This window comes from Mesorhizobium sp. C432A (genome assembly GCF_030323145.1).
GTDB lineage: Bacteria > Pseudomonadota > Alphaproteobacteria > Rhizobiales > Rhizobiaceae > Mesorhizobium.
The window spans coordinates 5,142,095-5,166,617 of record NZ_CP100470.1 but is presented as its reverse complement, the minus strand read 5'-3'; the positions used below and the strand labels follow the sequence as shown (position 1 = coordinate 5,166,617).

General features: G+C 61.8%; 25 protein-coding genes, 1 pseudogene and 1 riboswitch. Of the genes and pseudogenes, 14 read left to right on the top strand and 12 right to left on the bottom strand.

Annotated elements, in window-relative coordinates; genetic code table 11:
- Positions 1-228: 228 nt before the first annotated feature.
- Positions 229-618: pseudogene (locus tag NLY33_RS25375) on the bottom strand (GSU2403 family nucleotidyltransferase fold protein); the annotation flags it as partial.
- Positions 619-828: 210 nt separating this feature from the next.
- A riboswitch (TPP riboswitch) is annotated at positions 829-941 on the top strand.
- On the opposite strand from NLY33_RS25375, the gene NLY33_RS25370 reads away from it, so the two are divergent.
- From NLY33_RS25370 to NLY33_RS25355, 4 genes are all read left to right on the top strand, one after another.
- The gene (locus tag NLY33_RS25370) at positions 932-1,540 is read left to right on the top strand and encodes a YkoF family thiamine/hydroxymethylpyrimidine-binding protein (RefSeq protein WP_023705169.1); all 609 of its coding nucleotides are present in this window, start codon (positions 932-934) and stop codon (positions 1,538-1,540) included. It overlaps the preceding riboswitch by 10 nt.
- 255 nt (positions 1,541-1,795) lie before the next feature.
- On the top strand, positions 1,796-2,638 hold the full coding sequence (locus tag NLY33_RS25365) for an ABC transporter permease (RefSeq protein WP_023705168.1): 843 nt from the start codon (positions 1,796-1,798) through the stop codon (positions 2,636-2,638).
- Positions 2,635-3,417: an ABC transporter ATP-binding protein gene (locus NLY33_RS25360; protein ID WP_023705167.1), complete on the top strand. Its 783-nt coding sequence runs from the start codon at positions 2,635-2,637 to the stop codon at positions 3,415-3,417. The genes NLY33_RS25365 and NLY33_RS25360 overlap by 4 nt, the downstream gene beginning before the upstream one ends.
- Complete coding sequence (locus NLY33_RS25355) at positions 3,414-4,421, top strand: ABC transporter substrate-binding protein (protein WP_023705166.1); 1,008 nt, start codon at positions 3,414-3,416, stop codon at positions 4,419-4,421. Before NLY33_RS25360 ends, NLY33_RS25355 begins: the two co-directional genes overlap by 4 nt.
- Before the next feature lie 167 nt (positions 4,422-4,588).
- Here NLY33_RS25355 and NLY33_RS25350 read toward each other — a convergent pair whose 3' ends face one another.
- Positions 4,589-5,251 (bottom strand): LexA family transcriptional regulator, encoded by a 663-nt coding sequence (locus NLY33_RS25350; protein WP_023689008.1) that lies wholly within the window; start codon positions 5,249-5,251, stop codon positions 4,589-4,591.
- A gap of 80 nt (positions 5,252-5,331) precedes the next feature.
- Between NLY33_RS25350 and NLY33_RS25345 the strand changes: the two genes are divergently transcribed.
- From NLY33_RS25345 to NLY33_RS25335, 3 genes are all read left to right on the top strand, one after another.
- Complete coding sequence (locus NLY33_RS25345; RefSeq protein WP_023689007.1) at positions 5,332-5,706, top strand: hypothetical protein; 375 nt, start codon at positions 5,332-5,334, stop codon at positions 5,704-5,706.
- A gap of 86 nt (positions 5,707-5,792) precedes the next feature.
- Entirely contained in the window at positions 5,793-6,485 is a 693-nt protein-coding gene (locus tag NLY33_RS25340; RefSeq protein ID WP_023705165.1) for a GcrA cell cycle regulator, read from the top strand.
- Positions 6,486-6,756: 271 nt separating this feature from the next.
- A complete protein-coding gene (locus tag NLY33_RS25335) occupies positions 6,757-7,356 on the top strand; it encodes a DUF6456 domain-containing protein (protein ID WP_023705164.1) in 600 nt (199 codons plus the stop codon).
- A gap of 67 nt (positions 7,357-7,423) precedes the next feature.
- On the opposite strand, the gene NLY33_RS25330 is transcribed toward NLY33_RS25335, so the two are convergent.
- On the bottom strand, positions 7,424-7,732 hold the full coding sequence (locus NLY33_RS25330) for a hypothetical protein (protein WP_023708679.1): 309 nt from the start codon (positions 7,730-7,732) through the stop codon (positions 7,424-7,426).
- 203 nt (positions 7,733-7,935) lie between these two features.
- Here NLY33_RS25330 and NLY33_RS25325 point away from each other — a divergent pair, with 203 nt between their 5' ends.
- Entirely contained in the window at positions 7,936-8,820 is an 885-nt protein-coding gene (locus NLY33_RS25325; RefSeq protein WP_023705163.1) for an NmrA family NAD(P)-binding protein, read from the top strand.
- A gap of 57 nt (positions 8,821-8,877) precedes the next feature.
- Here the strand turns inward: NLY33_RS25325 and NLY33_RS25320 are convergent, their stop codons facing one another.
- From NLY33_RS25320 to NLY33_RS25310, 3 genes are all read right to left on the bottom strand, one after another.
- Positions 8,878-9,723, bottom strand: coding sequence for a COG3904 family protein (locus NLY33_RS25320; RefSeq protein WP_198020371.1), 846 nt, complete (start codon positions 9,721-9,723; stop codon positions 8,878-8,880).
- A 69-nt stretch (positions 9,724-9,792) separates the two neighbouring features.
- Positions 9,793-11,067, bottom strand: coding sequence for a DUF763 domain-containing protein (locus NLY33_RS25315; protein ID WP_023705161.1), 1,275 nt, complete (start codon positions 11,065-11,067; stop codon positions 9,793-9,795).
- A 117-nt stretch (positions 11,068-11,184) separates the two neighbouring features.
- Entirely contained in the window at positions 11,185-11,634 is a 450-nt protein-coding gene (locus tag NLY33_RS25310; RefSeq protein WP_023705160.1) for a very short patch repair endonuclease, read from the bottom strand.
- 61 nt (positions 11,635-11,695) lie between these two features.
- On the opposite strand from NLY33_RS25310, the gene NLY33_RS25305 reads away from it, so the two are divergent.
- The 4 genes from NLY33_RS25305 (at position 11,696) to NLY33_RS25290 (ending at position 17,021) form a co-directional block, all read left to right on the top strand.
- A complete protein-coding gene (locus NLY33_RS25305; RefSeq protein WP_023749884.1) occupies positions 11,696-13,294 on the top strand; it encodes a DNA cytosine methyltransferase in 1,599 nt (532 codons plus the stop codon).
- A 487-nt stretch (positions 13,295-13,781) separates the two neighbouring features.
- Positions 13,782-15,563 (top strand): hypothetical protein, encoded by a 1,782-nt coding sequence (locus tag NLY33_RS25300; protein ID WP_156932623.1) that lies wholly within the window; start codon positions 13,782-13,784, stop codon positions 15,561-15,563.
- Positions 15,547-16,314, top strand: a complete 768-nt coding sequence (locus NLY33_RS25295; protein WP_023709401.1) for a hypothetical protein — start codon at positions 15,547-15,549, stop codon at positions 16,312-16,314. The genes NLY33_RS25300 and NLY33_RS25295 overlap by 17 nt, the downstream gene beginning before the upstream one ends.
- Positions 16,311-17,021: a hypothetical protein gene (locus tag NLY33_RS25290; protein WP_023705155.1), complete on the top strand. Its 711-nt coding sequence runs from the start codon at positions 16,311-16,313 to the stop codon at positions 17,019-17,021. The genes NLY33_RS25295 and NLY33_RS25290 overlap by 4 nt, the downstream gene beginning before the upstream one ends.
- Positions 17,022-17,418: 397 nt before the next feature.
- On the opposite strand, the gene NLY33_RS25285 is transcribed toward NLY33_RS25290, so the two are convergent.
- Positions 17,419-18,291, bottom strand: coding sequence for an SGNH hydrolase domain-containing protein (locus NLY33_RS25285; protein ID WP_023708688.1), 873 nt, complete (start codon positions 18,289-18,291; stop codon positions 17,419-17,421).
- 43 nt (positions 18,292-18,334) lie between these two features.
- Here NLY33_RS25285 and NLY33_RS25280 point away from each other — a divergent pair, with 43 nt between their 5' ends.
- Positions 18,335-18,688 carry a cupin domain-containing protein gene (locus tag NLY33_RS25280; protein ID WP_023688994.1) on the top strand — a complete coding sequence of 118 codons (354 nt, stop codon included), beginning with the start codon at positions 18,335-18,337 and terminating at the stop codon, positions 18,686-18,688.
- Positions 18,689-19,381: 693 nt separating this feature from the next.
- Here NLY33_RS25280 and NLY33_RS25275 read toward each other — a convergent pair.
- The 5 genes from NLY33_RS25275 to NLY33_RS25255 form a co-directional block, all read right to left on the bottom strand.
- Positions 19,382-20,209 (bottom strand): metal ABC transporter permease, encoded by an 828-nt coding sequence (locus NLY33_RS25275; protein WP_023708689.1) that lies wholly within the window; start codon positions 20,207-20,209, stop codon positions 19,382-19,384.
- The gene (locus NLY33_RS25270) at positions 20,193-20,888 is read right to left on the bottom strand and encodes a metal ABC transporter ATP-binding protein (protein ID WP_286439857.1); all 696 of its coding nucleotides are present in this window, start codon (positions 20,886-20,888) and stop codon (positions 20,193-20,195) included. Before NLY33_RS25270 ends, NLY33_RS25275 begins: the two co-directional genes overlap by 17 nt.
- Complete coding sequence (locus NLY33_RS25265; RefSeq protein ID WP_286439240.1) at positions 20,831-20,986, bottom strand: hypothetical protein; 156 nt, start codon at positions 20,984-20,986, stop codon at positions 20,831-20,833. Before NLY33_RS25265 ends, NLY33_RS25270 begins: the two co-directional genes overlap by 58 nt.
- A gap of 26 nt (positions 20,987-21,012) precedes the next feature.
- Positions 21,013-21,894, bottom strand: coding sequence for a metal ABC transporter solute-binding protein, Zn/Mn family (locus NLY33_RS25260; RefSeq protein WP_023708690.1), 882 nt, complete (start codon positions 21,892-21,894; stop codon positions 21,013-21,015).
- A 232-nt stretch (positions 21,895-22,126) separates the two neighbouring features.
- The gene (locus tag NLY33_RS25255; protein ID WP_023705150.1) at positions 22,127-23,188 is read right to left on the bottom strand and encodes a maleylacetate reductase; all 1,062 of its coding nucleotides are present in this window, start codon (positions 23,186-23,188) and stop codon (positions 22,127-22,129) included.
- A 308-nt stretch (positions 23,189-23,496) separates the two neighbouring features.
- Between NLY33_RS25255 and NLY33_RS25250 the strand changes: the two genes are divergently transcribed.
- Complete coding sequence (locus tag NLY33_RS25250; protein WP_023695498.1) at positions 23,497-24,381, top strand: AraC family transcriptional regulator; 885 nt, start codon at positions 23,497-23,499, stop codon at positions 24,379-24,381.
- Positions 24,382-24,523: the final 142 nt, after the last annotated feature.

The following is a 24,523-nucleotide window of genomic DNA, read 5'->3' as shown; positions in this document are numbered from 1 at the left end:
TTGGCACTGATCGAATGACAAGGGCAACAAAGGGGGCGGCAATAAAGGCGGCGGCAACGACGGAGATGACTGCAAAGGACGAGAGAGATCGGCGAAGGCAACATGGTTCGCTGTGCTCAAGGACATTCCTCTCTGAGAAAAGAGATATCGTACTTTATGTACGAATAAGCGTCAAGCCAATTCGTACAGTTGGGACGATGGAAATGAATATAGCAGCGGTCGCTTCAGCTAATCCCGCATCGTGAATCCTTCAGGAGTCGCACCAATTTCGCGGAGGGATTTCCCCAGGATGGTGTTGACTGTTTCCCTCGTGGCGGCGTCGAACAGGTTCAAGCCGCCCCGGATCGTCTCGCGCCAGTTTTCGCCCCTCTCCCACGCTTCCATGAAGGCGAAGGCAAGGTCGTCCTGGCGACGCGTGGCTTCGAGCACTTGGGTCAGCAGGCGCGCTTGATGGAGATCCTTCTCCCGCTTGGCGCCAGCGCTCGGCCCGCGTCGCGAGGCGACGATCAGCTTGTGGATGGCGTGGCGCTGGGGCGAGGGGACCAGCACAGGCAAGCCCGAGCGATGCAGGAGCACAGTCCGGATGGGGTCGCGGATAAGGAGATCCAGAAACCGTAAGGGCTGCGCGGAGTCTCTGCCGTTTTCTTATAATTACGTTTATCAGCTTGAATTCCAACGCAGTTATAAGAAGTTCGTGGAAACCTTATAACGCAACGAACTGACGAGTCGTCTGTTAACGCCCAGGCGCCCGGCACGTCTGGCCTAAAACACTTTGCCGCAGTGCCTCAACAAACGGCTTCCCCAATGTCTCGAACAATGCTTTAACCCGCCCATCCACAGGGGTGCTCCGTATCGTCGGGGCTGAGATGAGGGCGGCAAGCCTTCGGACCCTAAAGCTGATCTGGATAATACCAGCGGAGCGAGGCGGGCGATGTTTTCAGGCGCACAGATTTCCCTTTATCCCATGACCGACGATTTCGTCGGCGTCATCCTCGGCGCGCTCGGCGCGCTCGATCCGTGGCGCGACCGGCTGCGGATCGAAACCGATGACATCTCGACCCTTACGGTCGGGCCGCCCGAGGTGCTGTTTCCCGCTATGCGCGACCTGTTCGTGGCGGCGGCCAAAAGCGGCAAGCACTGCGTGCTTTCGGCGGCGGTCTCGCGCGGCTGTCCGGGTGAGCCCGACGATCCGATCTGCCGCTCCGACGAGACCGGCGGCCCCGCCATTCCGCTGGACGAGCGCAAGATCGCCGCGATCCGCGCTGTCCAGGCCACGCCGTCGACCGGCCAGCCGGTGGCGGCGCAGTTCTCGCTCTACGTTATGGGCACGGGCGACCATATGGACGAGATCTACGGCTGCATCGATTTCCTGAAACAGTCCGGCGTCTTTGAGCGCTCAAAGAACTTCTGCACCAAATTGCGTGGCGATGCCGGTGCCGTGTTTGCCACGCTCAACGAGGCCTTCTGCCGCTTCGGCCCCGGCGCCGGCCACGTCACCCTCGACATCACGATCTCGGCGAACAGCCCGAGCGCCGTCTGAGCCGCGGCTCAAGCGTCGTTCCTTGAGGATATTGCCGTGGCTGGTTTATCTGACCCATTGCGTGGAGGAGATGCCTCTGACCCCTCAGCACAAAGAGGAGGGGAGCCATTGGCGATTGGCGAAGACCGCGATGCCCACGAATCTCCCCCCTCGAGCGGGAGATGGCTGGCAGGCCAGAGGGGGTCCCAGCGCGTGGAGCGCCGACGTCCTTTTCGCATCGGCAAGGCGTGGGCGCTCTATGCGAGACGACCCCCTCTGTCGCCTTCGGCGACATCTCCCCCTCGAGGGGGGAGATTAGCCGCCGGCATCGCCAAGACCATCCCCGCCGCCTTCGCCTTCGCCCTGCTCCTCGCGGCCTGGGAGCTCTACGCCCGCTACGGCGGTGTCGCCCCCACCGTGCTGCCGGCGCCGTCGCGCGTGCTGCAGCAGGCCTGGGAGCATCGCGCCGCCCTGGCCGACAACACGCTGCCTACCATCCGCGCCACATCAGCCGGCTTCGCCTGCTCGTTGGTCGCTGCCTTCGTGCTTTCGGCGCTGGTCGATTTCTTGGCCCCGCTGCGCCGCGCGCTGTTTCCGCTGCTGATCGTCAGCCAGACCTTGCCGCTGGTCGCGATCGCGCCGCTCATCGTGCTGTGGTTCGGCTTCGGGCTGATGCCAAAAATCCTGCTTGTGGCGCTCGTTACCTTCTTCCCGATGATGGTGGCGCTGGTCGAGGGTTTTGCCGCGACCAGCAAGGCGATTTCGCAGATGCTCGCCACCATGGGGGCAGGGCGCTGGCGCATCTTCTGGCTGGCGCGCCTGCCTTCGGCGCTGCCCTATTTCTTCGCCGGGCTGCGCATCTCCATCACCTACGCCGTCGTCGGCGCGATCTTCGCCGAATATGCGGGGGCGGCGAAGGGGCTGGGCATCTACATGCTCAATGCCAAGAACAACTTTCGGCCCGATCTGGTGCTCGCCGCGGTCGCCGTCAGCGCCGCGCTCACGCTTGTCTTGTTCGCCATTGCGGTGCTCGTCCAGCGCTTCGCCATGCCTTGGGAGAATGCAGGGAGCGAAAGCCGCGACGGCAAGGTTGAAGCTGCAGAAGAGAACCGTCAATGACGCGGCTCGAACTCCGGGACATCAGGAAGAACTTCGGCGCGCTTGAGGTGCTCGCCGGCATTTCGCTTCATGTCGCGGCCGGCGAGTTCGTCTCCATCCTCGGCCCTTCCGGCGCCGGCAAGTCGACGCTGTTCCAGTTGCTGACCGGCGCGCTGAAAGGTGAGGGCGACATGCGCTTCGACGGCGCGCCATTGCAGGGCAGCCCCTTCGCCTTCATGCCGCAGCGCGACGCGCTGATGCCGTGGCGACGCGTCATCGACAATGTGACGCTGGGGCTGGAGGTGCAGGGCATGAAGCGCCGCGAGGCGCGCGCGTCCGTTGCGCCATTGTTCGCTGAGTTCGGCCTTGCCGGTTTCGAGCGCGCCTGGCCGGCCGAGCTTTCCGGCGGCATGCGCCAGCGCGCCGCCCTTTTGCGCACCGTGGTGCAGCAGCGCGACATGCTGCTGCTCGACGAGCCCTTTGGCGCGCTGGATGCACTGACCCGCGCGGGTATGCAGCGCTGGCTGGAAGGCATGTGGCAGCGCCACCGCTGGACCGCGCTGCTGATCACCCATGACGTGCGCGAAGCCGTCTACCTCTCCGATCGAATCTATCTGATGTCGGCGCGGCCGGCCCGCATCATCGGCGAGATTGCCGTGCCGCTGCCGCGCCCGCGCACCACCGGCAGCGATGCCGCGCGCCAGGCCGCCGCGCTCGAAGCCGACATCCTCGACACGCTGCTCAATCCCGGGACTGACCGGGGCTTGTTTCCGCAGACCGCTCAAAGGAGTTTTTCATGACCGAATTCACACGCCGGCAGGCTTTGCTGCTGACGCTGGCCGCCGGATTGCCGCTGGCCTCGCGCGCTCATGCGGCTGCGCAAAAAATCACCGTCGCGCTCGACTGGACGGTCAACACCAACCATGTCGGCCTGTTCGTTGCCCGCGACAAAGGGTTCTACCACGAGGCCGGGCTCGATGTTGAGATCCTGCCCTATGGCGATACTGGCGCCGGCACGCTGGTCGCCAACCGCATCGCCGATTTCGGCATTGCCGGCGTCGGCCTGTTCACCCAGCGGGCTGCCGGCGCCGATCTCAAGGCGGTCTACGCCGTGGTCCAGCAGGAGACCGGCCGGTTGGTCTTCAACGCGGATCGCGGCGAGATCAAGAGTCCCAGGAATCTCGACGGTCTGACCTATGGCGGCTTCGGCAGCGCCTGGGAAAACACGCTGATCTCGACCATCATCCGCCACGATGGCGGCAAGGGCGTTTTCGAGACGGTGACATTAGGCACCTCGGCCTATGAGGCGCTGGCCAACGGCTCGGTCGACTTCACGCTGGAGGTCTCGACCTGGGAAGGCGTCGCTGCCGAGTTGAAAGGCGTCAGGCAGCGCGGCTTCCGCTACGCCGACTACGGCGTGCCCGACGAGCACACCACCTTGATCGCCTCCAGTGATGCCTATCTCCAGGCAAATCCAAAGGCGGCGTCATCCTTTCTCGAGGCGACGCGCCGTGGCTATCAGTTTGCGGTCGATCATGCGCAAGAGGCTGGCGACCTGCTGATCGCGTCCAACAAGGACGCGCTGACCGACCCGGCGCTGATCCACGCTTCGCTGAAGATGCTCGTCGACGGGCACTTCCTCAGAAGCCAGGCCGGCGTCATCGGCACCATCGACAAGGCCAAGATCGAGGCGATCGGAACCTACCTCTTCAGGGCCGGCATTCTGCTTGACGCCGATGGCAAGGGGCTGAAAGAGCGGCCGGATTTCGGGGGGTATTTTACGAACGAGTTTTTGGGCGCGTAATCTCCCCCCTCGGGAGATGTCGCCGAAGGCGACAGAGGGGGTCGGTACGTCCTGACGCGACTTCCTATCGCGGACAGAGGACGTCAGCGCCTTACGCGTGCGACCCCCTCTGGCCTGCCGGCCATCTCCCCCTCGAGGGGGGAGATTGCGCCTCACCGCCTTCTCCCTCACATATCGATCATCGAGCGCTTCACCCGGCCGATGATGGTGATGGCGCCTTCGAGCGCCGGCGGCGGGATGTCCATGTAGGAGGCCGGCTGGAAGGGCGGGTTCTCGTTGGGGCGGTAACGCTTGTAGGTGGCCTGGCCGGATTCGTCCGAAATGACGTAGCAGCCATTGGTCACCAGCCGCTTGTCCCTGAGGTTGACGAAGATGATCGAATCCGGTGGCGAGATCTTGTTCATCGACGGGCCGTCGACGCGTAGCGCAATCCATTGGCCCTGCTCCAGATCGGTGGTGGGGATGGTCGGATAGTCGCTGAGATTGACCACCATGTCCTGGCTGCCGAGTTCGCCGGCGCTGATCCATGAGACGATGGGCACGTCGACGGTGGCCAGCGACGGCATCGGGATCTGCCGGCCCGACTCGTCAAAGCCGAAATGGCCACCCGAAAGGCTGCCGCCGTCGCCGTTGAACAAGAGCCAGCCGGGATCGACGCCGAACAGGCGGCCGTATTTCTCCGCCGCCTTGCGCGACAGCGGCCGGTTACCGTTCTCGTGACTGATCAGCGTGTTCTTGTTGATGTCGCGCAATGCCCGCGCAGCGTCGCTCGGCGAGGCATAGCCCGCCTCCGCCCGCGCCTGCTGCAATCTGTGCCTCGGTTCCTGCATCGTACAAATTGCCTGAAATTTATCGTCCAATATGTACGATTTCGCTTGCGTACGTTTCGTACATATCGTACGCTTAGCGCATGATCGAACAAATCGCAAGCGTTTCCGCAGACATCCTCAGCTTTCTCCCATCGTCCGGGCTGTCCTCCTCCCCGGTCCGGACGCAAACCGGGGCTTCTGCCCCGGATCCGGTCGAACCGTCGTCCCCCCGATCGACCGGAACGGCCGGAGCCGCTCCTCTCCCGGCTCCGGCCACCTCTTCAGCCCATGGCGCCGCCGGTGCGCCAAGGGCTGTCTCCGGCGGGCAGGGTATTTCCTGCATCCGCACGGAAGATGGCACCGTCATCCTGTTCGACCGGCTGACGGGCAGGGCGGTTTCCGCCCTCACCAAAGCGGCCGCCGAAGCCGCCTTGCGGCATCTCGCCGGCTCGCTGCCGGCCGCCAGTATCGGCTGACCGCACCGACCATCCGCTCTGATTTTTTCCCGTGGGCCCTCGGGGCCGGCGCTCGGCCTTTGCGCGCGCAATCAATGGATACCGACATGACTGCCTATACCGACACCGAATTGCAGGAGATCGCCGTCTGGCTGAGGGATGGCCTGTCGGCCACAGGGATCGCCGTCCGCTTCACGGCGCTGCGCGGCAGTCCGGTCTCGCGCAATTCCATCATCGGCATCGTCCACCGCAACAGCGCGTTGAAGACCATCGGCTTCGCCAACCCCAGAGGCGGCAGGTCCGGCGGCCGACCGAGGAAGAATGCGACGGGGAAGACTGCGGCAAACGAGAATACCGCCAAGAGGAATCCGCCGGCGCAGCCAAGCAAGCCCGTAAGGGAAGTAGGAGTTTCGAAGCAGGCCGCGCCGGTCAAACCGGCCGCCAAACCGACCCGTCAGCCATCGGCCAGGCCTCTGTTGCCAGCCCGTCCGGCGCCCTCGATCCCGGGTGAAGGACGGCTGGTGGTGGACGGCGAAATCTACCGCTTCAATGTGCCGGCGCCGCGCCCTGCCTCGCTCGGGCGTCAGCCGCATGTCGCCGCCATGCGCTTCATCGACTGCCTGTTCGACCGCTGCCGCGCGCCGCTCGACCTGACGCTGGAGGAAGACCCCGACAACGATGCTCCCGGCAGCCGGCCGGGGCTCGAGATGCTGTGCTGCGGCCTGCGCACAAGGGCGCTGAAAAGCTACTGCGAATACCACCAGGCGCGCTTCCACCGGCCTGTGGCGGAGGTGGTGTGAGCGGCTGGGCTCCGTTCCTCGCCTCCGGACGACCCCACCAATGATCGAAAGCCGGCGGGACAGCGCCCCCCTCTGTCCTGCCGGCCATCTCCCCCTCAAGGGGGGAGATTGGATGTCACCACCGCATTTGCCAATCGCCGGCGTTGCAAGTCAGCGACGTGACCGAAGCTGCCAATCTCCCCCTTGAGGGGGAGATGCCCGGCAGGGCAGAGGGGGGCGCGAAGGATCTCAACCTTCCGGCTCAACAACCCAATCCCACAAGGATCCCCCGATGAGCAAAAAAACCGCGCAGAAAGCCAAACCGCCGAAATTGCCTGCGGGCGAAGCCGAGCAGGTGCGCATCCGCCGCGAGATCGGCCATGATTTCGCGCTGAAGGACGATCGCTTCGGCCGCAAGCGGCTGAGCGTCGGCACCGAAGAGGCGCGGCGCGTCTACGAGGTCTCCAATGACGGCTACACCGCGACCGGCGGCATCGTGCGGGTGCGCAATGTCGATCCGCTGGTCGGCATCACCTCGCTGACCCGCCAGCAGCGTGAGGCCGGCCAGCGGTTTCGCGACGATTTCGAGCGCGCCTCGCGTGACGGGCTGCGGCCGATGCCGTGGGAAGAGCGCATTGACGGCGGCCGCATCAATGGCGGCATCCCCGACCGCGTGCTCAACGCCGGCCGCGCCCACACCCATGCCATCGCCGCCATGGCCCACTGGGAAGTGGCGGAGGTGGTTCGCAAAATCTGCCTCGAAGGCCAGTCGGTGAAGGCGCTCGCCGAACGCACCGGCGAGGGACGAGATGTGGTGGTGAAGCTGTTGAAGGTCGGGCTCGACCTTTTGGCCGTGGATTATGGGATGATGCTGATGCGGAAGCCGCGATAAGGCCGGCAGCCGCGTAGTGAAGCGGCCGGCCGGCAGATGCCGGCCGAACCGGTTTCACCCTATCGGATCACCGTTCGCAAACGCGAATTTCCTCGACGATCCTGTGATGATGGCGCCAATGCTTGACCAACTCTATACGGCAATGGCGATGGTGCCTGTGATACCTGTGGTACCTGAAGCCGTTGTCGTAGGCATCATACTGGTAGTAGGGGCGAGGAGCGTAGCGATCGTAATAGTCGCCATAGCTGTCATTGTACTCATCGTCATAGTAGCCGTTGCCGATGCCGATCACGACGCGCCCGCCGGCATTCGCCGGGGCGATCATCGCCGCCGCCGCAGTGATAGCGATAGCCGAAGCAAGCAGGAGCTTTCTCATAGCTGCCTCCTATTCAAGGTTGCGCTAATATAACTCGCTGGGCACGACCTCGTTCCATAATTTTGCAAGATGCGAACGACCCCTGCGCCGTGCATTGCGAGGAAAGTCAGCGTCACCTCCTGTCAGCATCGTCCCCCGATTTTTGAACCCTTCGCCGCCCCAGCCATTAATCCGGCATGAATCAGCAAGGGAAGGACGAGACCATGCATGTCATTCTTGGAGGTACCGGCCATGTCGGCTCGGCGGCGGCAATGGCGCTGTTGCGGCAGGGCGAGGATGTCACGGTGGTGACGCGCGACGAGGCGAAGGCCGCATGGTTGGTTGAACAGGGCGCGGAGGCCGCGGTTGCCGATGTGCTCGATGTCGAGGCACTGCGTGAAATCTTGCGGCGCGGCAAGCGGGCGTTTCTGCTCAACCCGCCGGCCGATCCATCGACCGACACCGACGCCGAGGAGCGCAAGACGGTTGCCGCGATTGCGACGGCACTGGAGGGGTCCGGCCTCGAAAAAGTGGTAGCGGAATCGACCTATGGCGCGCAAGCCGGCGAGGGTGTCGGCGATCTCACCGTCCTTTACGGCCTCGAGCAGAAGCTGAAGGCCCAGGCCATTCCGGCAAGCATCAACCGCGCCGCCTATTACATGAGCAACTGGGATCAGGCCCTGGAGACGGCGCGGCGCGACGGCGTCATCACCTCCTTCTTCCCGGCGGATTTCGAGCTGCCGATGGTGGCGCCGCAGGATCTCGGCGAGGCTGCGGCGAGACGTCTGCTGGAGCCGGCGGACAAGACCGGCACGCACTATATCGAGGGTCCTCGGCGCTACTCCGCCGCCGATGTCGCCGCAGCCTTCAGTGCGGCGTTGCGCAAAAACGTGCGCGTGGTCACGGTGCCGCGGGAGCGCTGGACAGAAACCTACGAAAAACTAGGCTTCTCCAAAGCGGCGGCCGAGTCCTATGCCCGCATGACCGGGGCCACGCTGGACAAGCCGATGCAGCCGGAAAACCCGGAGCGCGGCACGACCAGCCTGGAAAGCTATATTGCTGCGCTCATCGAGGGCCGGCCGGAAGACCTGTTGAAGGGCGCAGCGTAAAGTGAAGGGTTGCTGTTGAGAAACAGGCGCTTCGACGACCTACGTGGCCCGCTATTCCTATTGCCTGACCGTTCGGCAGTTGCCCGCCGGCGGCGTGGTCTTGCAGATATCGATGGAGGTGCGCGTGTCGCCGTGACCGGTTTCGGTTACCAGATTCAGGTCCAAAAGTTCGTATGTCACGAGGTATCGTATGCTGTCGTCGGGTATTTTTTGCATGGCCGATACGATCCACGAACCTGCTTTCATCTCGGTGAAATAGCTGTCGACCTTGCGTTCATACCATTTGGGTATCGGAACGAGGACGATGGTCTTCTTGCCGTGGATTTTCTTGGCGGTCGGCAGCATGATCCGGTGAATGCCGACAAAGGCGCGGCTGTCTGCCAGGCGCCGTACGCCGCCCGCAAGAACCATCGTACAAGCTGACGAACAGACTGCGCCGACGGGGTTGGCGACGCCGAAGCGGAGGTCGCCCGGCCCGCAGGCTTTTGTGTCTGGCGCGCATTCGGAGAACTCCGTCTTGCCAACCATCGTGTCGAGCCCGCTGGCGCGGATCATATGGCCAAGCGCCATCGCCGCATCGGTCTCGCCGCCCGGGGAATTCAACGCCAAAGGCAATTTGCGGGGGCCGAGTTTTTTCAGCAAGGCCTTCAGCAAAGCTGGCGTGCCGGCCACGATGTGACCTTCCGCCGAAATCCATTCCGGGCATGTCGGCTCGCATCCTGGCGTGCTGTTGCGTACAACGACGAAGTGCATCGGCGGTGTATATGCCAGTATGGCAGGCTCAGGCGTCGTTTGGGCGATCGCGCCGCCAATCGCCAGCAGCACGAAAACCAACGTCCATGCGAATGTCTTCATGCCGAGCCTCGCCTGGCAGAGCATCACTTGAGAAATGGGTCTTTGCAAGCATTATCAAAACAAGCCGAGCACGTGTTTCTATCGGCCGCGCACTATCTCTGCATGATGGACAGGCCGCTACTGGCGGCCCCTGTCTGAACCGTCGTCGCTTTCCGCCGCCCCCTCCCACCCAAACACACTGCGCCCGCCAAGCAGATGCGACTGGTCGAACTCGCCGGCGACGATCTCCTTAAGGCTTGGCCCGGTGACGTAGCGCTCCAGCCGACGCGACTCGCCATCCAGCCGCTTCAGCGCGCCGAGCTCTTCCTCGCGGCCGAGCTTGGCCTTGCCGACGGCCGATTTCAGCACCGCGATCGTCTCGTCATAGACTTTCAGCGGCACCGGGAAGGGGTGGCGGTCCTTGCCGCCATGGGCGAGCGAGAAGCGCGCCGGATCGGAGAAGCGGCAGGGCGCGCCGTGCACAACTTCCGCCACCATGGCCAGCGCTCGCACGGTGCGCGCGCCGACGCCGGGCACCAACAGCAGTTCGGGAAAATCGGCCGGCCCGCTTTCGATGGCGGCCGAAATGTTGCCGTGCAGCCGGTGCATGACGATGTCGCTCTCGCGCACGTCATGATGCGCCGGCATCACCAGATTGGGCAGCATCGGCTGCGCCGGCGGTTTCGCGGGCGCCGCTTTCGGCGGCGGCTCCAGCACGGCAAGCTCGTCAAGGATCCGCTCCGGGCTCATGGTCTTCAACAGGTCGAGCTGTCCGGTCCGCGACGGCTCGGCGCGATGGTCGGTGAGGTTGACGATCTCGCCCTGCCGCTCACCCTCGATCGCCGCGTGCGGCTGGTCGACGAAGCTGGTCAGCCCTTCGGACAGCCAGTGATAGCGCCGCGCCTGGCGGCTGTCGCCGTTCATCCCTTGCTGCACCACCACCCAGCGGCTGTCGTCGGTGACGATGAAGCCGTGCAGATAGAGGTCGAAACCGTCCTGCACGGCCGCGCTGTCGACCTTGGCGACCAGGCGGCTGGCCGTGGCGAGCGCCGCGCCATCGATGCCGACGCGCTCACCGATTGCCGCCAGCTCCTGCGGCGTCTTGCGCGAATGCGCGCCGCGCCCGCCGCAGACATGGATGCCGAGCTCGCGCGACATCGGGTTCAGTCCGCGCTTCAGCGCGCCGACGACCGAGGTGGTGATGCCCGAGGAGTGCCAGTCCATGCCCATGACGGCGCCGAAGGACTGGAACCAGAACGGATGCGCCAGCCGCCGCAACAGCTCGTCGCGGCCATAATGATGGATGATCGCCTCGCACAGCACCGCGCCCAGCCGCGTCATGCGATCGCCCAGCCATTTCGGCACCCGCCCGCCATGCAGCGGCAAGTCCGCACTGCCGCTTCGCTGCGTCAAGGGTTGTCTCCGTGGCTGCCGGCACACCGGCGGTGCGTCTGTGATGTAGATGGCATTTGGGGGGAGATTTGCAAGCGGTGCGAGCGGAGCGCGCGAGGGGAATGCCGGACTTGCCCGTCACCCCCCTCCAATCTCAATGACTTCTGAGCCGCCGCCTATCAGCCAGCCAATCAATGTGGTGACCACGGGATCAAGATCTTTCCGCTGCAATGCACATTCCCAAACCGTGGCAACCCTCCAGCCGATGGCCATCAGCTCGTCTCGGTTTCGATGATCGCGGGCCACATTCGAAGCGAACTTTGTCTGCCAGAATTCAGGGCGCGTTGCGGGCGTGGTTGCAAACCGGCAACCAGGATGCCTGTGCCAGAAACAGCCATGAACGAAGCAGACGGACTTGAACCTGGGGAACACGATATCCGGGCGGCCCGGCAGTTTGGCGTAATGCAAGCGATAGCGGATGCCTTTTGCATGCAGCGCCTTGCGGAGCATCAATTCGGGGATGGTATTCTTCCCCTGTATACCCGCCATCATTCTCGATCGGGTTGCCTTGTCGACCACGTCCGTCATCAGGCAAGGCCCTTTACATGGGAGGCAGAACCTGGGAAGACATTAGCCAATGAGTTTCCCAATGATTTCTCGCGAGTCCAGTCCGGTTGCTGTGGTCGATCTCTTCTCAGGGCCAGGCGGCCTGGGAGAAGGTTTTTCGGCTTGCCGGACGCCGACAGGCGAGCGGCAGTACCAGATCGACGTGTCGATCGAAAAGGAAGCTTCCGCTCATCAGACACTTAGACTGCGAGCTTTCCTGCGCCAGTTCGATGAATTTCCGTCCGAGTATCATGCATGGCTCAATGGCGAAAGCGAGCAACCCGACTGGAGATCGATCTTTCCACGTGAATGGGCAGCGGCCGAAGACGAAGCACGCTGTCTCGAACTAGGGCGGCCGGAGACATCTCGCTTTCTTGACAGCCGGATTCGGGCAATTCGCTCGCGACACGGTGGTCGAACGATTCTGATCGGGGGGCCACCTTGCCAAGCGTATTCCCTCGTTGGACGCGCAAGGAACGTCGGAAAGGCGAATTATCAACCAGAACTGGATAGTCGGAACTTCCTGTACGACGAATACGTCAAGGTGCTGGAGGCATTGGCACCCACTGCATTCGTTATGGAGAACGTCAAGGGGATGCTGTCCGCCGCGGTCGAGGGCAGCGCCATATTCCAGAAGGTCATGCAAGATCTAAGGCACGCAGGCGGCACCGACAACTATCGGCTCCTTGCCCTTGCGCCGTCGGGTCAACTGCAGTTCGGCGACGAACCACGGCCGCAGGATTTCATCGTCCGAGCCGAGGACCATGGGGTTCCGCAGGCCCGCCATCGGGTAATTATTATAGGCCTGCGGCGAGACGTAATTGGGGGGCTGCCTGAATATCTTTTGCCGCGTCTCAATCGCAGGGAGCAACCGGTGACCCTTTCGATGGTTCTGGGCGCCATGCCGAGAATGCGAAGTGGTCTCAGTCGAGCCGACAACGCATCGGCGTGGGCCGGCGCCATGGCAGAGGCGATCGGGATCGTGAAGGGTGAGCTGTACCGGCTCCCGTCACCAAGCCGGGAAGCGTTCGTGCATGAGCTTCGCAGGGTCGAAGATGAGCACCGGTCCATTGTTTCGCGCGGGCATGAAGTCATCGGCGGGATTGCACTGCCCAATGACTGTCCGCCCGACCTGCGCGCCTGGCTTTCCGATACGCAACTGAACCGACTCCCCCAAAACGAAACACGCGGACATATGCCTTCGGACCTCGGAAGATATTTGTTCGCAGCCTGCTACGGCCGTGTCTTTGGGAACAGTCCCAAGGCGGCAGATTTTCCTGCTGCGCTCGCACCCAATCACCGCAATTGGGAGACTGGCAAATTCAACGATCGTTTCCGGGTGCAACTGGCGAGCCGTCCTTCTTCCACGGTCACCAGTCACATTTCAAAGGATGGCCACTATTTTATCCATCCCGATTCCGCGCAGTGCCGCAGTCTGACGGTGCGCGAAGCCGCCCGTTTGCAGACCTTTCCGGACAACTACACTTTTCTCGGAAACCGAACCGAGCAGTATGTCCAGGTCGGAAATGCTGTTCCTCCGTTCTTGGCATATCAGATCGCAAAAACACTGCTACCGGTCTTCGATAGCGGTGCGGAAGCCAAGCTCTCGCGGCCGGTCATAGAACCTGCCCTGAGCCTTTAGCACTCCTTTCACGCCCATGTGGCTAAGTGCGGCAAGGAGTCGCCAATTCTTATGCATTTTGCATACCAGAATCACGTACCTGTTAAAAGTTTGACCGCACAAATACGAAATGTTATGTACAAATCCAATTTGTACAAAAGGATGCCGATTGTGAGAGACAAGAGAAAGAAATTTGTGCAGCTGGCTGAGGCCCGTGTTACGCGGGCAATGAATGACATACGGCTGATCGGAAATCTGTCAAACAGAAGCGCATATGCGTACGGAGACGACGACATTCGTAAGATGTTTAAAGCGCTGCACCGTGAACTCGAAGCTGCGAAATCCAAGTTTGGGGACGACGCCAGCGATCGGACAGAGGGTTTCAGGTTGGAATAGATTTTGCTGCAGGCTCGATCTGGGTTAGAGAAGTATGGGGGGAAGTATTATGTGGAAGTGGATTTGGCCTCGCGTAGGGGCAACACCGATCTCGCAGGGACTCGATAGCGAGATGTTTGACCGGGCGGACTATCCTTACTCGGATACGTTTGTTCGGGAGGCAATCCAAAACAGTCTAGATGCCCGGCACGATCTGACGCTCCCTGTTACAATCAGTTTCACCTTCCATCAGAAAGACCTCGGCGAACAAAGGGTTTTTCTTGCAGAAGCCATTGATCTGAGAAATCAGGCGGGACTAGCAGTGCCTGAGGAATGGGCTCGAGGCGAAGTATCGTGGATCGCGATCGAGGATTTCAATGCAAGGGGACTTGATGGTGACCTTGGTAGCCGAATCAGCAATTTTTGGAATTACTGGCTCAATTTCGGGCAATCGAACAAGGATGGAGCGGGCCGAGGCGGACGAGGAATCGGTCGTGTAACGTTTCTGATTGCATCGCGGGTTCATTCTGTTGTCGGGTTCACGAGAAGGGTGCAGGACGGCAGGACTGTAGCCTGTGGAATGACTGTCCTCCGAGCTATGCAGACGCCCAAAGGGTTCAGATCTACTCATGCGTATCTGGCTGCGGAGGAGGATGACGAAGCCTCTATCTACCGGCTTCACGATAGCACAGAATTTCACGACAGCCTCGTGTCTGCTTTTGGACTGACGGGGTACAGAGACGCCAGCGCCCAGAGCGGGCTTGCACTGATTATCCCTTATCCTCACCAAGAACTCACGCGCGAAGGAATTCTGGCTTCGTCTATCGAACATTTCGCCCCTGCAATCATATCCGGGACACTTGTAGTCCGAACTAATGACACCGTTCTTGATGCCAGCACCATTGACGAAATAGCGGAAGGGGTTGTTTCGGAATTCCGGGTGGAGGCCATTCAAAAAGACGTGGCGCGATATCTCGAACTCATTCGTGAGGCCCTAAGGGCCGAGCCCATCGCGATTTCGATTTCGGACGTAAATTCGGGATTGCAGGGCCTAAGAAACGAGCAATGGGCCATAGTTCTCCAGAACGCGGTGCGGGAAGGAAAGGCCGTCTGTCTTGAAATTGGTTTCCCTCTCCAGAAGGGTGCAAAAACCCACGACGTCTCACTGAAGGCCATTGTCAGGAAGACGCCGGAAAACAGCAGGCCCATTGACAGGTTCTATCGCGAAGGCATGAGTTTGCCTGACGTTCGAGCGAAAACTCCAGGTGAACTTGATGTTATCTTGCTGGTTGAGGAACTCGAGCTGGCAACCTACCTCAACTGCTGTGAAGGGAAGGCTCACCTAGATCTGCTGGAATCTAAGGAGATCAGGACTAAGCTTGAGGATCGAGGTTATCGTCAGCCTTTTAAGGTGAAGAGGTTAGTGAAGGGATTGCAAGCAGAGCTCAGAAACTTCCTGACGCCCGACATAACCGAACCAGACGAAAATGTGTTCGATACGTTCTTCGCCATAGCCGATCCAGACCCAGGCAAGAAGTCGGGGAAGGTAAAGAAGCCGGACAAACCGCCTGAGCCGCCACCTCCGCCGCCACCGCCGAGGATCCCGCCCTTTGCGCTCGAGACTGTAGGCGATGGCTTTCGATTCAAGGCAAACCCAGCTTACACAGAGTGGCCAGTGAACGTTTCGATCACAATGGCCTATGCGGATGGTTCCCGCAGCCCAGCTTGGAGTGAGTTCGACTTTCGTTCTAGCGACCTGACAACGGTCGCCAGCAACTGTGAATATCAATACATAAAGAACAAACTCCGGGCGGTGAACTGTGGCCCTAATTCGGTCATTGAAGTTTCGGGCTTTGACATAAAGCGAGAGTTGGATGCTCGAATAAAGGTATGGAAAAATGCACAGGACGATTAGACTGACCGGCAGGCGGCAGCTTGCAAAGTCATCCGTCGCGGTGCGGGTTACCGAGGTTGGCGAAAAGAGACTTCTCACTATTGCCATCACCGATCCAAAAGTATTTCGAGGTTTTCCTGAAGACGCGCGAATAAGCGTGCGCTTGACAGAAAACAAGCAAATGGAATCAGTCCAATTCGGAGCGGTGGGCTCGCCTAGGCATGCTACTGAGATCAACAATACTTCGTTCGGTGATCCCAGCTGCCAGTTGCGTGTGGCTTCTGCCAGCACTGATCAGCTTGGCCTGCTATTGGGCAGCAGCGACTCTTGGCGCCTGAACTCTGAGAAAGAACACCAAGAGGGCGGCAGCAAGGGCATTCTTCGCTTCCTCCCTAAGGATATTGCGCCACGAGTCTGGAAGCTCGATATCCAAGAAAATGCCCATCCAGTCGTTCAGATCGATAAGCGCATCCCGGATGCGCGTACGTGGGTTAGAACCGACCCGGTCTTCATTAGCGCGGTGCTACCTGCGATACTGTATCAGGTGTTTGACGACGTGTTGTCGCAGGATTCTCCGCAAGACACGCCTTGGATGAAGGACTGGATCATGTGGGCCGATTCCGTCATGCCTGGTAAACCGCCGCCGGCCTCATCGGATGAAGTTGGAGACAGACGGAGGTGGATCGAGGACTTGATCGATTCATTCTGCCAGCGACATCATCTGTCGGATAGAATTGTGGATATGCTGACCGCTAGTCAGGTGGACAAATGAAATACGCTGCACTCTACGAGTTCACCGAGCACGGCATGCTCGCATTTCAAGCGGCAATGATCGGACAGATTCCCGACGAGGCAGTTGATCTCCAAGACCAGACGATCGCGAGGAGGTTGTCGGGCACTGCGTCCTTCACCGTCGGCGCTTGGAAAACGTCAAAGAGTATGGCCGAAGAAATAGTCGCTGCGATGGGGGCACGAGACGTCCCGGAACTGCTCGCAAATAACGGGCTTTGGGCATGGCTCGCTTTTGTTTCTCGGGATGAATTATTTCCTGAGAACAAGGATGGGGTGCGAAAACTTGGCGAGGTTCATCGCTGGTATCCTAGCAATCTAAATGATTGGCAGAAAGGACAGCGCCACTTAATCCGAATGCCGGTTCTGCTTTTTTCAACACTAGGAGATAATGCGGACCATCTGCTTTGTGGATCGCCTTCGGTCCCTGGGGAACTGAGAGAGCAGCTGACAAGCCAGCAAGACATGTTTCACCAAACCTTTCAGGGGGCAGCGCGCAACCTCTACTATGATGAGGCTCAGAGAGGGTTGCGGAGGGGGGCCGGAGGCAAGAGAGGGGGGTCTGCCCGTCGTCTTGCAAAGGTGCGCCAGCAGCTGGATGTGACGTGGGATCTGTTTGCCATGTCATCAGCCCAGCTGCTGAGTAAGCTGCCGCCAGAGTTCGATCGTTTCAGAAGGAACGAAAGGTGACAAGCATCACTCAACCTTACCTCATGGCGCAGTCGGCTATGGCACAACTGAAGGCGGCCATTCATATGCTTCTAAGTCAAGCGCCACAACAGGGGCTTAGGAATTCCGAGATTGGCCGCCAGTTGGGCATTTATATGGGCCATGTTGAGCATCAGGGGCACATACCAAGGACACTGCTCTCAATCATGGAATCCGAGGGGGCGGTCGAGCAGGATAAGGCAACCAAGTGTTGGAGGCTGGCTATCAAAAAGTGGCGCTCCGACAGGTCGAGACGATTGAAGACGGCGCCTTCCTCGTTGCTCCAAGCTGCTTTCAAGCGAACCGTCATGTTACCTACGCCGATGATCTCGGCGATTTCGGAGTGTCGCATCTTTACCTCTACCTCGCCCCACCGGCCCTAAAACAGCGCCTTCTCCACCGCCGGCTCCAGCGTCTCCGCAAATGGTGTCGCCAAATGATGCTGGTCGCGGTAGGCGATCTTGCCGTTGATGAAGACGTGGCAGGTCTTGGCGTCGCAGAACTGGTTGGTCATGTCGATGTAGCTGGCGCCGGGCACGGCGCGCACGATGTTGCGCTCCGCCGCCGCGTTGGCGTCGTTGGCGGCTTCGGTGCGCTTCTGGTCGCACAGCGACGGCTTTTCGCCGCGCCACAGCGCGCGCGCCACGCAGGTGTCGACATGATCGTCGCTGAACGGCACGTCGCGGATGACGGCAACCTTTAAGCCCGCCTGGCTGAACGCGGTGAGCGTCGCGTGCAGGCCGGCGCGCCCGTCGGCATCCTGGCTGACGGGCGCCTGCGTGCCGGCTGACATCTTGTCCAGGCTGTCCAGCGCGATCTCCGAGATCACCACCAGGTTCGGCCGCGCGGCGATGATCTGCCGGATCGATTGCGCGCGCCATTGATCGCATTCGGTGTAGTTCCGCTTCAGCTTGGTCGCCCATACCGTCAGCCGCGAGGCGCGGCAGCCGGATTTGAGCCAGGTGACGACCTTGGTGTCGTTCTTCTCGGCGGCCTCGATCAGCGGCGTCGACCAGTGGTCGGCATGCGAATCGCCGAACAGCGCAATCGAGCGCGGGGCGTCCTTGTTGCCGAACACGCAGGCCTTCGGCGTCACCGTCTCAAAGGAGAGAATACAGCCGGCCGCGCGCGCCGTGGAAGGCTGCGCGGCGCTGGCGGCAATGCAGGCAGGCGCTCCACGCGCGGCCACCGCCTCCTTCGCCAAATCTCCGACATCCGGGGTCGGCCCTTGCGTTGCCCCTGTCACACGCATCGGCTATCCAACCGGCAGCCATGCAATTCAAACGGAGCCTCCCATGACCAACACCACCATTTTCAAATTCGGCGCTGTCGAGCATGCCGAGGGCGGCGACTTGCCGGGCTGGATCGTTGTGGCGGGCCGGCCGACCATGCAGACCGCCGTGCAGCACACCACCGCCGATGGCAAGGTGCTGTCGGGCACCTGGCGGGCCTCGCCCGGCACTTATCACGCCACCTACACCGACTATGAGTTCGTGCACATGATCGCCGGCCGCATCATCATCACGCCCGATGGCGGCACGCCTGTCGAGGTCGGTCCGGGCGATGCGTTCGTGGTCGAAGCCGATTTCAAGGGCACCTGGCAGATCCTCGAGCCGGTAACCAAGCACTTCGTCGTCAAGCTTGCTTGATCGACGTCGTCAGGCTTGCCTGATCGGTGCCGATACACCTCGGCCGGCGCGGTTCATCGCCAGCGTCCCCCTCGCCCAGCAGGGGAGGGGGACGTAGCGAAGCGAATATCGGTTAAGAGGGCGTCACCTCGTTCGCTTCGAACCGATGCGGATCGAAAAGCTGAGACGATGGCGTTCTGCGGAGCCTGGTCGAGAGAACGCAGGCCAGGACTGCTGCCGGGTCGCCGGCGCGTCAGCCAAGAGCGAGCGGCGCACTTCGAGAGTGCATGCCGCCCGTCCGGCGCCGGGCCGTCAATGCTGTTGTTACGAAACCCCCCAGCCCCGTCTCAACCGCCACGGCCATGGCGTGACCCATGGCTTGCTATACGCATGCAGCACCGCGGTCTGTCAACGCCGCCCGCAATGGCCGCGGGAGGTCCCTTTTGCGTCTCCCGGCCAGCTTTCCAGCCGGCCTCGCGCAAGCCATTCGCCGCTGCAAAATGCGCTTGAAATGGCGGTTTTCCGGGTGTTCCGGCCGCTCCGGAGCGGCCCTTTGGCGCGACAGAGGTCGCGATCTAGGCGATTGGATGAATTTGTCTTTCTCGGCTGAAACGTTTCAGGAGCCGGTTTGTAGACCTGACTTTTTTTGGGTGTATTTCCCTCACGTCAGTTTTGCACCTCAGCCGGCCCGATCGACCTGCCGGAGGGCAAGCCTCAGGGGCCGGCGTCGGCGCTCTGAGACTCTCGGACGGACGGGCGCCGGACCATGCCGCTGACGACATAGGCCGCCGCGCCCAGCGCCGTGATCCAGAAGCTCGTCGGCCAGTCGGTCAGGAAGGCGAGCGTCAGGCTGATCCAGGCGATGATCACGGCAAGCGCGATGGAGGTCAGCACGCCGGCTCCGACGCCGCTGGTAAGCCTGAGGGCGGTGGCTGCAGGCGCCACCATCAGCGCGAAGACGAGCAACACGCCGACGATCTGCACCGCCTCGGACGTGGCGACGGCGACCAGCACCATGAACAGGGTCGAGACAAGAGTGAGCGGCACGCCGCGCGCTTCGGCGAGTTCCGGCTGCAGGCTGGCGAACAGCAGCGGCCGCGCTATCAGCAAAAGCGCGACAAGGATCGCCACCGCCAGCACCGCAAGCACGATCACGGTGCGCAGGCTGATGCCCAGCACATTGCCGAACAGCACGTTGGTCGCCTGCGAGGCGAAGGCGGTGTAGAAATGCAGAAACAGCAAGCCCAGGCCGAGCGACAGCGTCAAAACGATGCCGATGGCGACGTCGCGATGCGCGCGTTCGCCGAGCAGGCCGATGCCGATGCCGGCGGCGACGGTAAACACGGTGAGGCCGAGAAACGGCGACAGCCCGATCAGGCCGGCGCCGGTGGCGCCGGGAAAGCCGACATGGGAGAGCGCATGGCCGGCGAAGGTCTGGCCCCGGAGCACGAGGAAATAGCCGACCGCGCCCGAAACGATGCCGACGATGGTGCAGGCATAAAAGGCGTTGCGCATGAATTCATAGTCAAAGATCGTGGACATGCGCCCCGCTCTCCAGTTCGACATCGTCGGCCATGACGAAGATGCGGCCGGCAACCCGCACCACATTGATATGCGTGCCGTAGAGTTTCGACAGCACCGGCCCGCTGATGACCTCGTCGACGGAGCCGATCGCCGCCTTGCGGTTGCCGAGATAGAGCACGCGGTCGACGGCGCGCAGCAGCGGGTTGATCTCGTGCGAGCAGAACAGCACCGCAATGCCGAGCCGTTCGCCGATCTGATGCACCAGGTCGATGATCGCGCGCTGATGGCCTGCATCGAGGCTGATCAGCGGCTCGTCGAGCAAAAGCAGTTGCGGATTGCCGATCAAGGATTGCGCGATCAGGATGCGCTGGCGCTCGCCACCGGAAAGCTCGCCCAGCGGCCGCCGCGCAAGGTCGCCGGCGCCCACCTCTTCAAGAGCCTTCCACGCCGCCTCCTTCTCGGCAGCCGATGCGACGGGCCAGCCCCAGCGATGCCCGCCGGCGGCACTCAGCACGAAGTCGAGGCCGCTGACGCCGACATCGCCAAGCGCGCGCCGCGCCTGCGGCATATAGCCGATGTCGGCGTTGCCGCGCGTCGGCGATTTGCCAAGGACCGAAATGGCGCCGCCGGCCGGTTTGATCAGGCCGAGAATGGCGCGCAGCATCGTCGTCTTGCCGGCGCCATTGGCGCCGAGCAGGCCGACAAAGGCGCCTTGCGGTAGAGAAAAGGAGACGTCGGATAAAACCCGGCGTCCCCATAGGTCAGCGTGACCTTGTCGAATTCGATTGCGTTCATTTAGTCACATTCATTCGCAGTCACATTCATTGTGTGCGGGCGGCGAGCGCCTTCTGGACCGCGTCGATCTGGCCGCCGAACCAAGTCTGGATCGTCTGACCCGCCGGTTCCGTCTCGGTGACGCCGATGACCGTGACCTTGTTCTGCTTGGCGATGTCGAGCAGCCTTGTCGTTGCCTCGTCGGTCACCTGCGAATTGTAGAACAGGATCTTGGCCGAGCCGTCCTTCAGGCTGTTTTCGAACGCCGCCACCTGCGTGGCGCTCGGCTCCGCATCGTTCATCAAGGCCACCTGGAAATCGTAGTTCAGCATCTTGAGACCGAGCGCTTCCGCCATGTAGCCGAAGACCGGCTCGGTAGCCGTCACTTCGGTGCCGGCATAGGTGTTCTTGACGTCGGTGATTTCCTTGTCAATGGCCTCGAGCGAGGTCTGGAATGCCTTCAGGTTCGCCTCATAATACACGGCATTGGCCGGATCGCGCTTGGCAAGGTCGGCGCTCAGCGCCTTGGCGATGGCCGGCAGCGTCGCCGGGTCGTACCACAGATGCGGGTTGTCGCCCGACTTCTTGCCGATCAGGTCGGCGGCGACGATGGTCGTGCGATCCTTGGCTGTCGAGGCCGACAGCAGCTTGTCCATCCACGGATCGTAATCGGCGCCGTTATAGATGACGATCTTGGCATCGGCGATGGTGCGCGCCGTCGACGGGCTGGTCTCGAACAGATGCGGATCGTCGTCGGGATTGGCCAGGATGCTGGTGACGGTGACGTTGCTGCCGCCGATCTGGCGGGCAAGGTCGCCATAGAAATTCTCGGCCGCCACGATGGTCAGCTTGTCTTCGGCGCGGGCAGCCGTGCCGGTCAAAAGCGGCACCGCGACGAGCAGCGCGGCGAGAAAGGGAATGCGACGCATCCGTGGTCTCCTTGCAGTCTGAAATGTATGTCGCCGGAGAGGCGGGCTGTGTAACTGTATAACAGTAACAATATAACGTTTGCGTCGAAAATACGGCTGATGTCAATGGGCTTTTCGAGCCGCGCAGTTTTTCACGCGCACAAAACCGTGAGCGGCCTGCGCCGATCAGGCGGAGCCACTCATGGCGGTATCCTGATGAATTCGCGGCGGGTAAGTTCCTTGCTTGTTGACGTCAGTTTTGCGGACGCCTTCCCTCCCACGCGTCCTGCAACAGGGCGCGGATTGCGGCGCGGTCGAAAGGCCGCGGATTCCAGTATGGGTTCCTGGTCGCAATCTCGGCGGCGCGGTCGAGATCGGCCTGCTTGAGGCCGAGTTCTTTCAATGTAAGGGGCGCGCCGACCGCCTTGGCGAAATCGTGGAGACCGCTACCGGCGCTGCCGTCAAACAAGTCGGCGACCGGCTTCAACAAGTCGGGCACCGCGACGGCGTTGAAACCGATCGTGTGCGGCAACATCACCGCATGCGTCTCGGCATGCGGCATGTCGAAAGAGCCGCCGAGCGTGTGACAGATCTTGTGATGCAGCGCCATGCCGACGGCGCCGAGCACCGTACCGCACAGCCAGGCGCCGTAAAGCGCATCGCCGCGTGCATCGATATTTCCAGGCTCCTTGGTCAACACCGGCAGCGCCGCCTTCATGGCGCGCAATCCTTCTTTCGCCATCAGGGTGGAAATCGGATTGCGATCCTGCGCGTAAAGCGCTTCGGCCGCGTGCGCCATGGCGTTGAGTCCTGACGCGACGCTCATCGCTATCGGCAGGCCGACGGTCAGCTCTGGATCGTAGATCACCACTTCCGGCAGGATCCTTGCGTCACGCATTGTGGTTTTTTCGCCGTTCTCGGTCTGACCGAGGATCGGCGTCACCTCCGAGCCGGCATAGGTGGTCGGGATGACGATCTGCGGCAGGTCGGTGCGCCAGGCGATCGCCTTGCCGAGACCGGTGGTAGAGCCGCCGCCAAGCGCGACAACGCAGTCAGCCTTGACCTCGGTTGCCTTGGCCATTGCCGTTTGGGTTACCTCGACCGGCGTGTGCATGGCGGCGCCCGAAAAGATGCCGGCCGCCAGCGCGCCGAGGGACTTGGCAAGCGCCTCGCCGTCGGCAGCCCGATGCGGCGTCGACAGCACCAGCGCGCGCTTGCAGCCGAGCTTTTCGATCCAGGTGCCCACCTCGGACGACGCGCCATTGCCGAAGACAATATGCGCAGGGCTGCCGGAGTAGGTGAACGTCCTTGTCATGCCGATCCGCTCCTTTTGCATACTATCACTGTGACGGAGCCGAAATCGAACGACCAGCTCTCGTCGCCGGCGACACGTTTGCGTCGTTACCGTCTCGCAAGCGGGGCCTGATCTCTCCCGCGTACTCGCAAACGTATCGCCTTGACCACAAAAACGTCAAAAAAGTATCAGTGAGGTGGACACACCGTGGTGGCGGCTGCATGAATTGCCGCCTAAGCTTCGATCACTGCAGAGAGCGGCAAACGCGGCCTGCGGGAGATGGCACTGCAACTGGTCGCATGACCGGACCGGCGCCGGGAGGAACTGACATGAATCCGGACTTGGAAGTCGTCCAGATCAGACGCGGCGAGTCGTTCAAGGCCTGGGCCCACGGCTACCCCTTCCACACGGTGCGCTGGCACTTCCACCCCGAATACGAAATCCATCACGTCGTCGCCACCACGGGCCATTATTTCGTCGGTGACTTCATCGGCGAGTTCGAGCCCGGCAATCTCGTGCTCACCGGCCCGAACCTGCCGCACAACTGGGTCAGCGACGTGCCGGCAGGCGCCAGCGTGCCGCTGCGCGGCCGCGTCGTGCAATTCTCGCAAGAGTTCATCGCAGACGCCACCGCCGCGTTGCCGGAACTTGCCGGTTGTGAAAACATTCTCGAGCTCAGCCGCCGCGGCGCGCTGTTCTCCACCGCTACCGCCAAGCTCGCCGCACCTGTGCTGGCCGAACTGGTCGAGGCGCAAGGCGTTCGCCGCATCGCGCTGTTCATGGAGCTGATCGATATTCTGAGCCGCGCCGCCGATGTACGGACGCTGACCAGCGCCAGCTATCTGCCGGATCCCTCAGGCTTCATGTCGGCCGGCGTCAACAAGGCGCTTGCCTTTATCAACGCCAACCTGACCGAGCCGTTCAGCGAAAGCGATCTGGCGGCGATTGCCGGGCGCAGCCCGAGCGCGTTTTCGCGCAGCTTCCGCCGTCATACCGGCATGGCGCTGGTTCAGTACGTCAACCGGCTGCGCATCAACCTTGCCTGCCAGTTGCTGATGAGCGAGGCCGACATGCCGATCACCGAGATCTGCTACGCCGCCGGCTACAACAACATCTCGAATTTCAACCGCCAGTTCCTGACCCAGAAAGGCATGTCGCCTTCGCGCTTCAGGGCCCTGCTGGCGGAAAACGTCAGCGCGGAGATTGCCGCCTAACAGGGAGGACCGGGAGGAGCCTAGACATTTACTGAGGTAAGAACGCGGGGTGCGTTGGAGGCGCCCCGTGCTGGAGATCGCTTGTCCCGAAATCCAGAGATATCAAGAGGATGCGCAGCACGGATCAAGTGCTCCGTTGTTC

Excerpts from the sequence above, each read along its gene's own strand:
- NLY33_RS25370 (WP_023705169.1), top strand. The coding sequence starts at position 932 with ATGTTTTCAGGCGCACAGATTTCCCTTTATCCCATGACCGACGATTTC.
- NLY33_RS25360 (WP_023705167.1), top strand. The coding sequence starts at position 2,635 with ATGACGCGGCTCGAACTCCGGGACATCAGGAAGAACTTCGGCGCGCTT.
- NLY33_RS25355 (WP_023705166.1), top strand. The coding sequence starts at position 3,414 with ATGACCGAATTCACACGCCGGCAGGCTTTGCTGCTGACGCTGGCCGCC.
- NLY33_RS25350 (WP_023689008.1), bottom strand. The coding sequence starts at position 5,251 with ATGCAGGAACCGAGGCACAGATTGCAGCAGGCGCGGGCGGAGGCGGGC.
- NLY33_RS25345 (WP_023689007.1), top strand. The coding sequence starts at position 5,332 with ATGATCGAACAAATCGCAAGCGTTTCCGCAGACATCCTCAGCTTTCTC.
- NLY33_RS25340 (WP_023705165.1), top strand. The coding sequence starts at position 5,793 with ATGACTGCCTATACCGACACCGAATTGCAGGAGATCGCCGTCTGGCTG.
- NLY33_RS25335 (WP_023705164.1), top strand. The coding sequence starts at position 6,757 with ATGAGCAAAAAAACCGCGCAGAAAGCCAAACCGCCGAAATTGCCTGCG.
- NLY33_RS25330 (WP_023708679.1), bottom strand. The coding sequence starts at position 7,732 with ATGAGAAAGCTCCTGCTTGCTTCGGCTATCGCTATCACTGCGGCGGCG.
- NLY33_RS25325 (WP_023705163.1), top strand. The coding sequence starts at position 7,936 with ATGCATGTCATTCTTGGAGGTACCGGCCATGTCGGCTCGGCGGCGGCA.
- NLY33_RS25310 (WP_023705160.1), bottom strand. The coding sequence starts at position 11,634 with ATGACGGACGTGGTCGACAAGGCAACCCGATCGAGAATGATGGCGGGT.
- NLY33_RS25305 (WP_023749884.1), top strand. The coding sequence starts at position 11,696 with ATGATTTCTCGCGAGTCCAGTCCGGTTGCTGTGGTCGATCTCTTCTCA.
- NLY33_RS25300 (WP_156932623.1), top strand. The coding sequence starts at position 13,782 with ATGTTTGACCGGGCGGACTATCCTTACTCGGATACGTTTGTTCGGGAG.
- NLY33_RS25295 (WP_023709401.1), top strand. The coding sequence starts at position 15,547 with ATGCACAGGACGATTAGACTGACCGGCAGGCGGCAGCTTGCAAAGTCA.
- NLY33_RS25290 (WP_023705155.1), top strand. The coding sequence starts at position 16,311 with ATGAAATACGCTGCACTCTACGAGTTCACCGAGCACGGCATGCTCGCA.
- NLY33_RS25285 (WP_023708688.1), bottom strand. The coding sequence starts at position 18,291 with ATGCGTGTGACAGGGGCAACGCAAGGGCCGACCCCGGATGTCGGAGAT.
- NLY33_RS25280 (WP_023688994.1), top strand. The coding sequence starts at position 18,335 with ATGACCAACACCACCATTTTCAAATTCGGCGCTGTCGAGCATGCCGAG.
- NLY33_RS25275 (WP_023708689.1), bottom strand. The coding sequence starts at position 20,209 with ATGTCCACGATCTTTGACTATGAATTCATGCGCAACGCCTTTTATGCC.
- NLY33_RS25265 (WP_286439240.1), bottom strand. The coding sequence starts at position 20,986 with ATGAACGCAATCGAATTCGACAAGGTCACGCTGACCTATGGGGACGCC.
- NLY33_RS25260 (WP_023708690.1), bottom strand. The coding sequence starts at position 21,894 with ATGCGTCGCATTCCCTTTCTCGCCGCGCTGCTCGTCGCGGTGCCGCTT.
- NLY33_RS25255 (WP_023705150.1), bottom strand. The coding sequence starts at position 23,188 with ATGACAAGGACGTTCACCTACTCCGGCAGCCCTGCGCATATTGTCTTC.
- NLY33_RS25250 (WP_023695498.1), top strand. The coding sequence starts at position 23,497 with ATGAATCCGGACTTGGAAGTCGTCCAGATCAGACGCGGCGAGTCGTTC.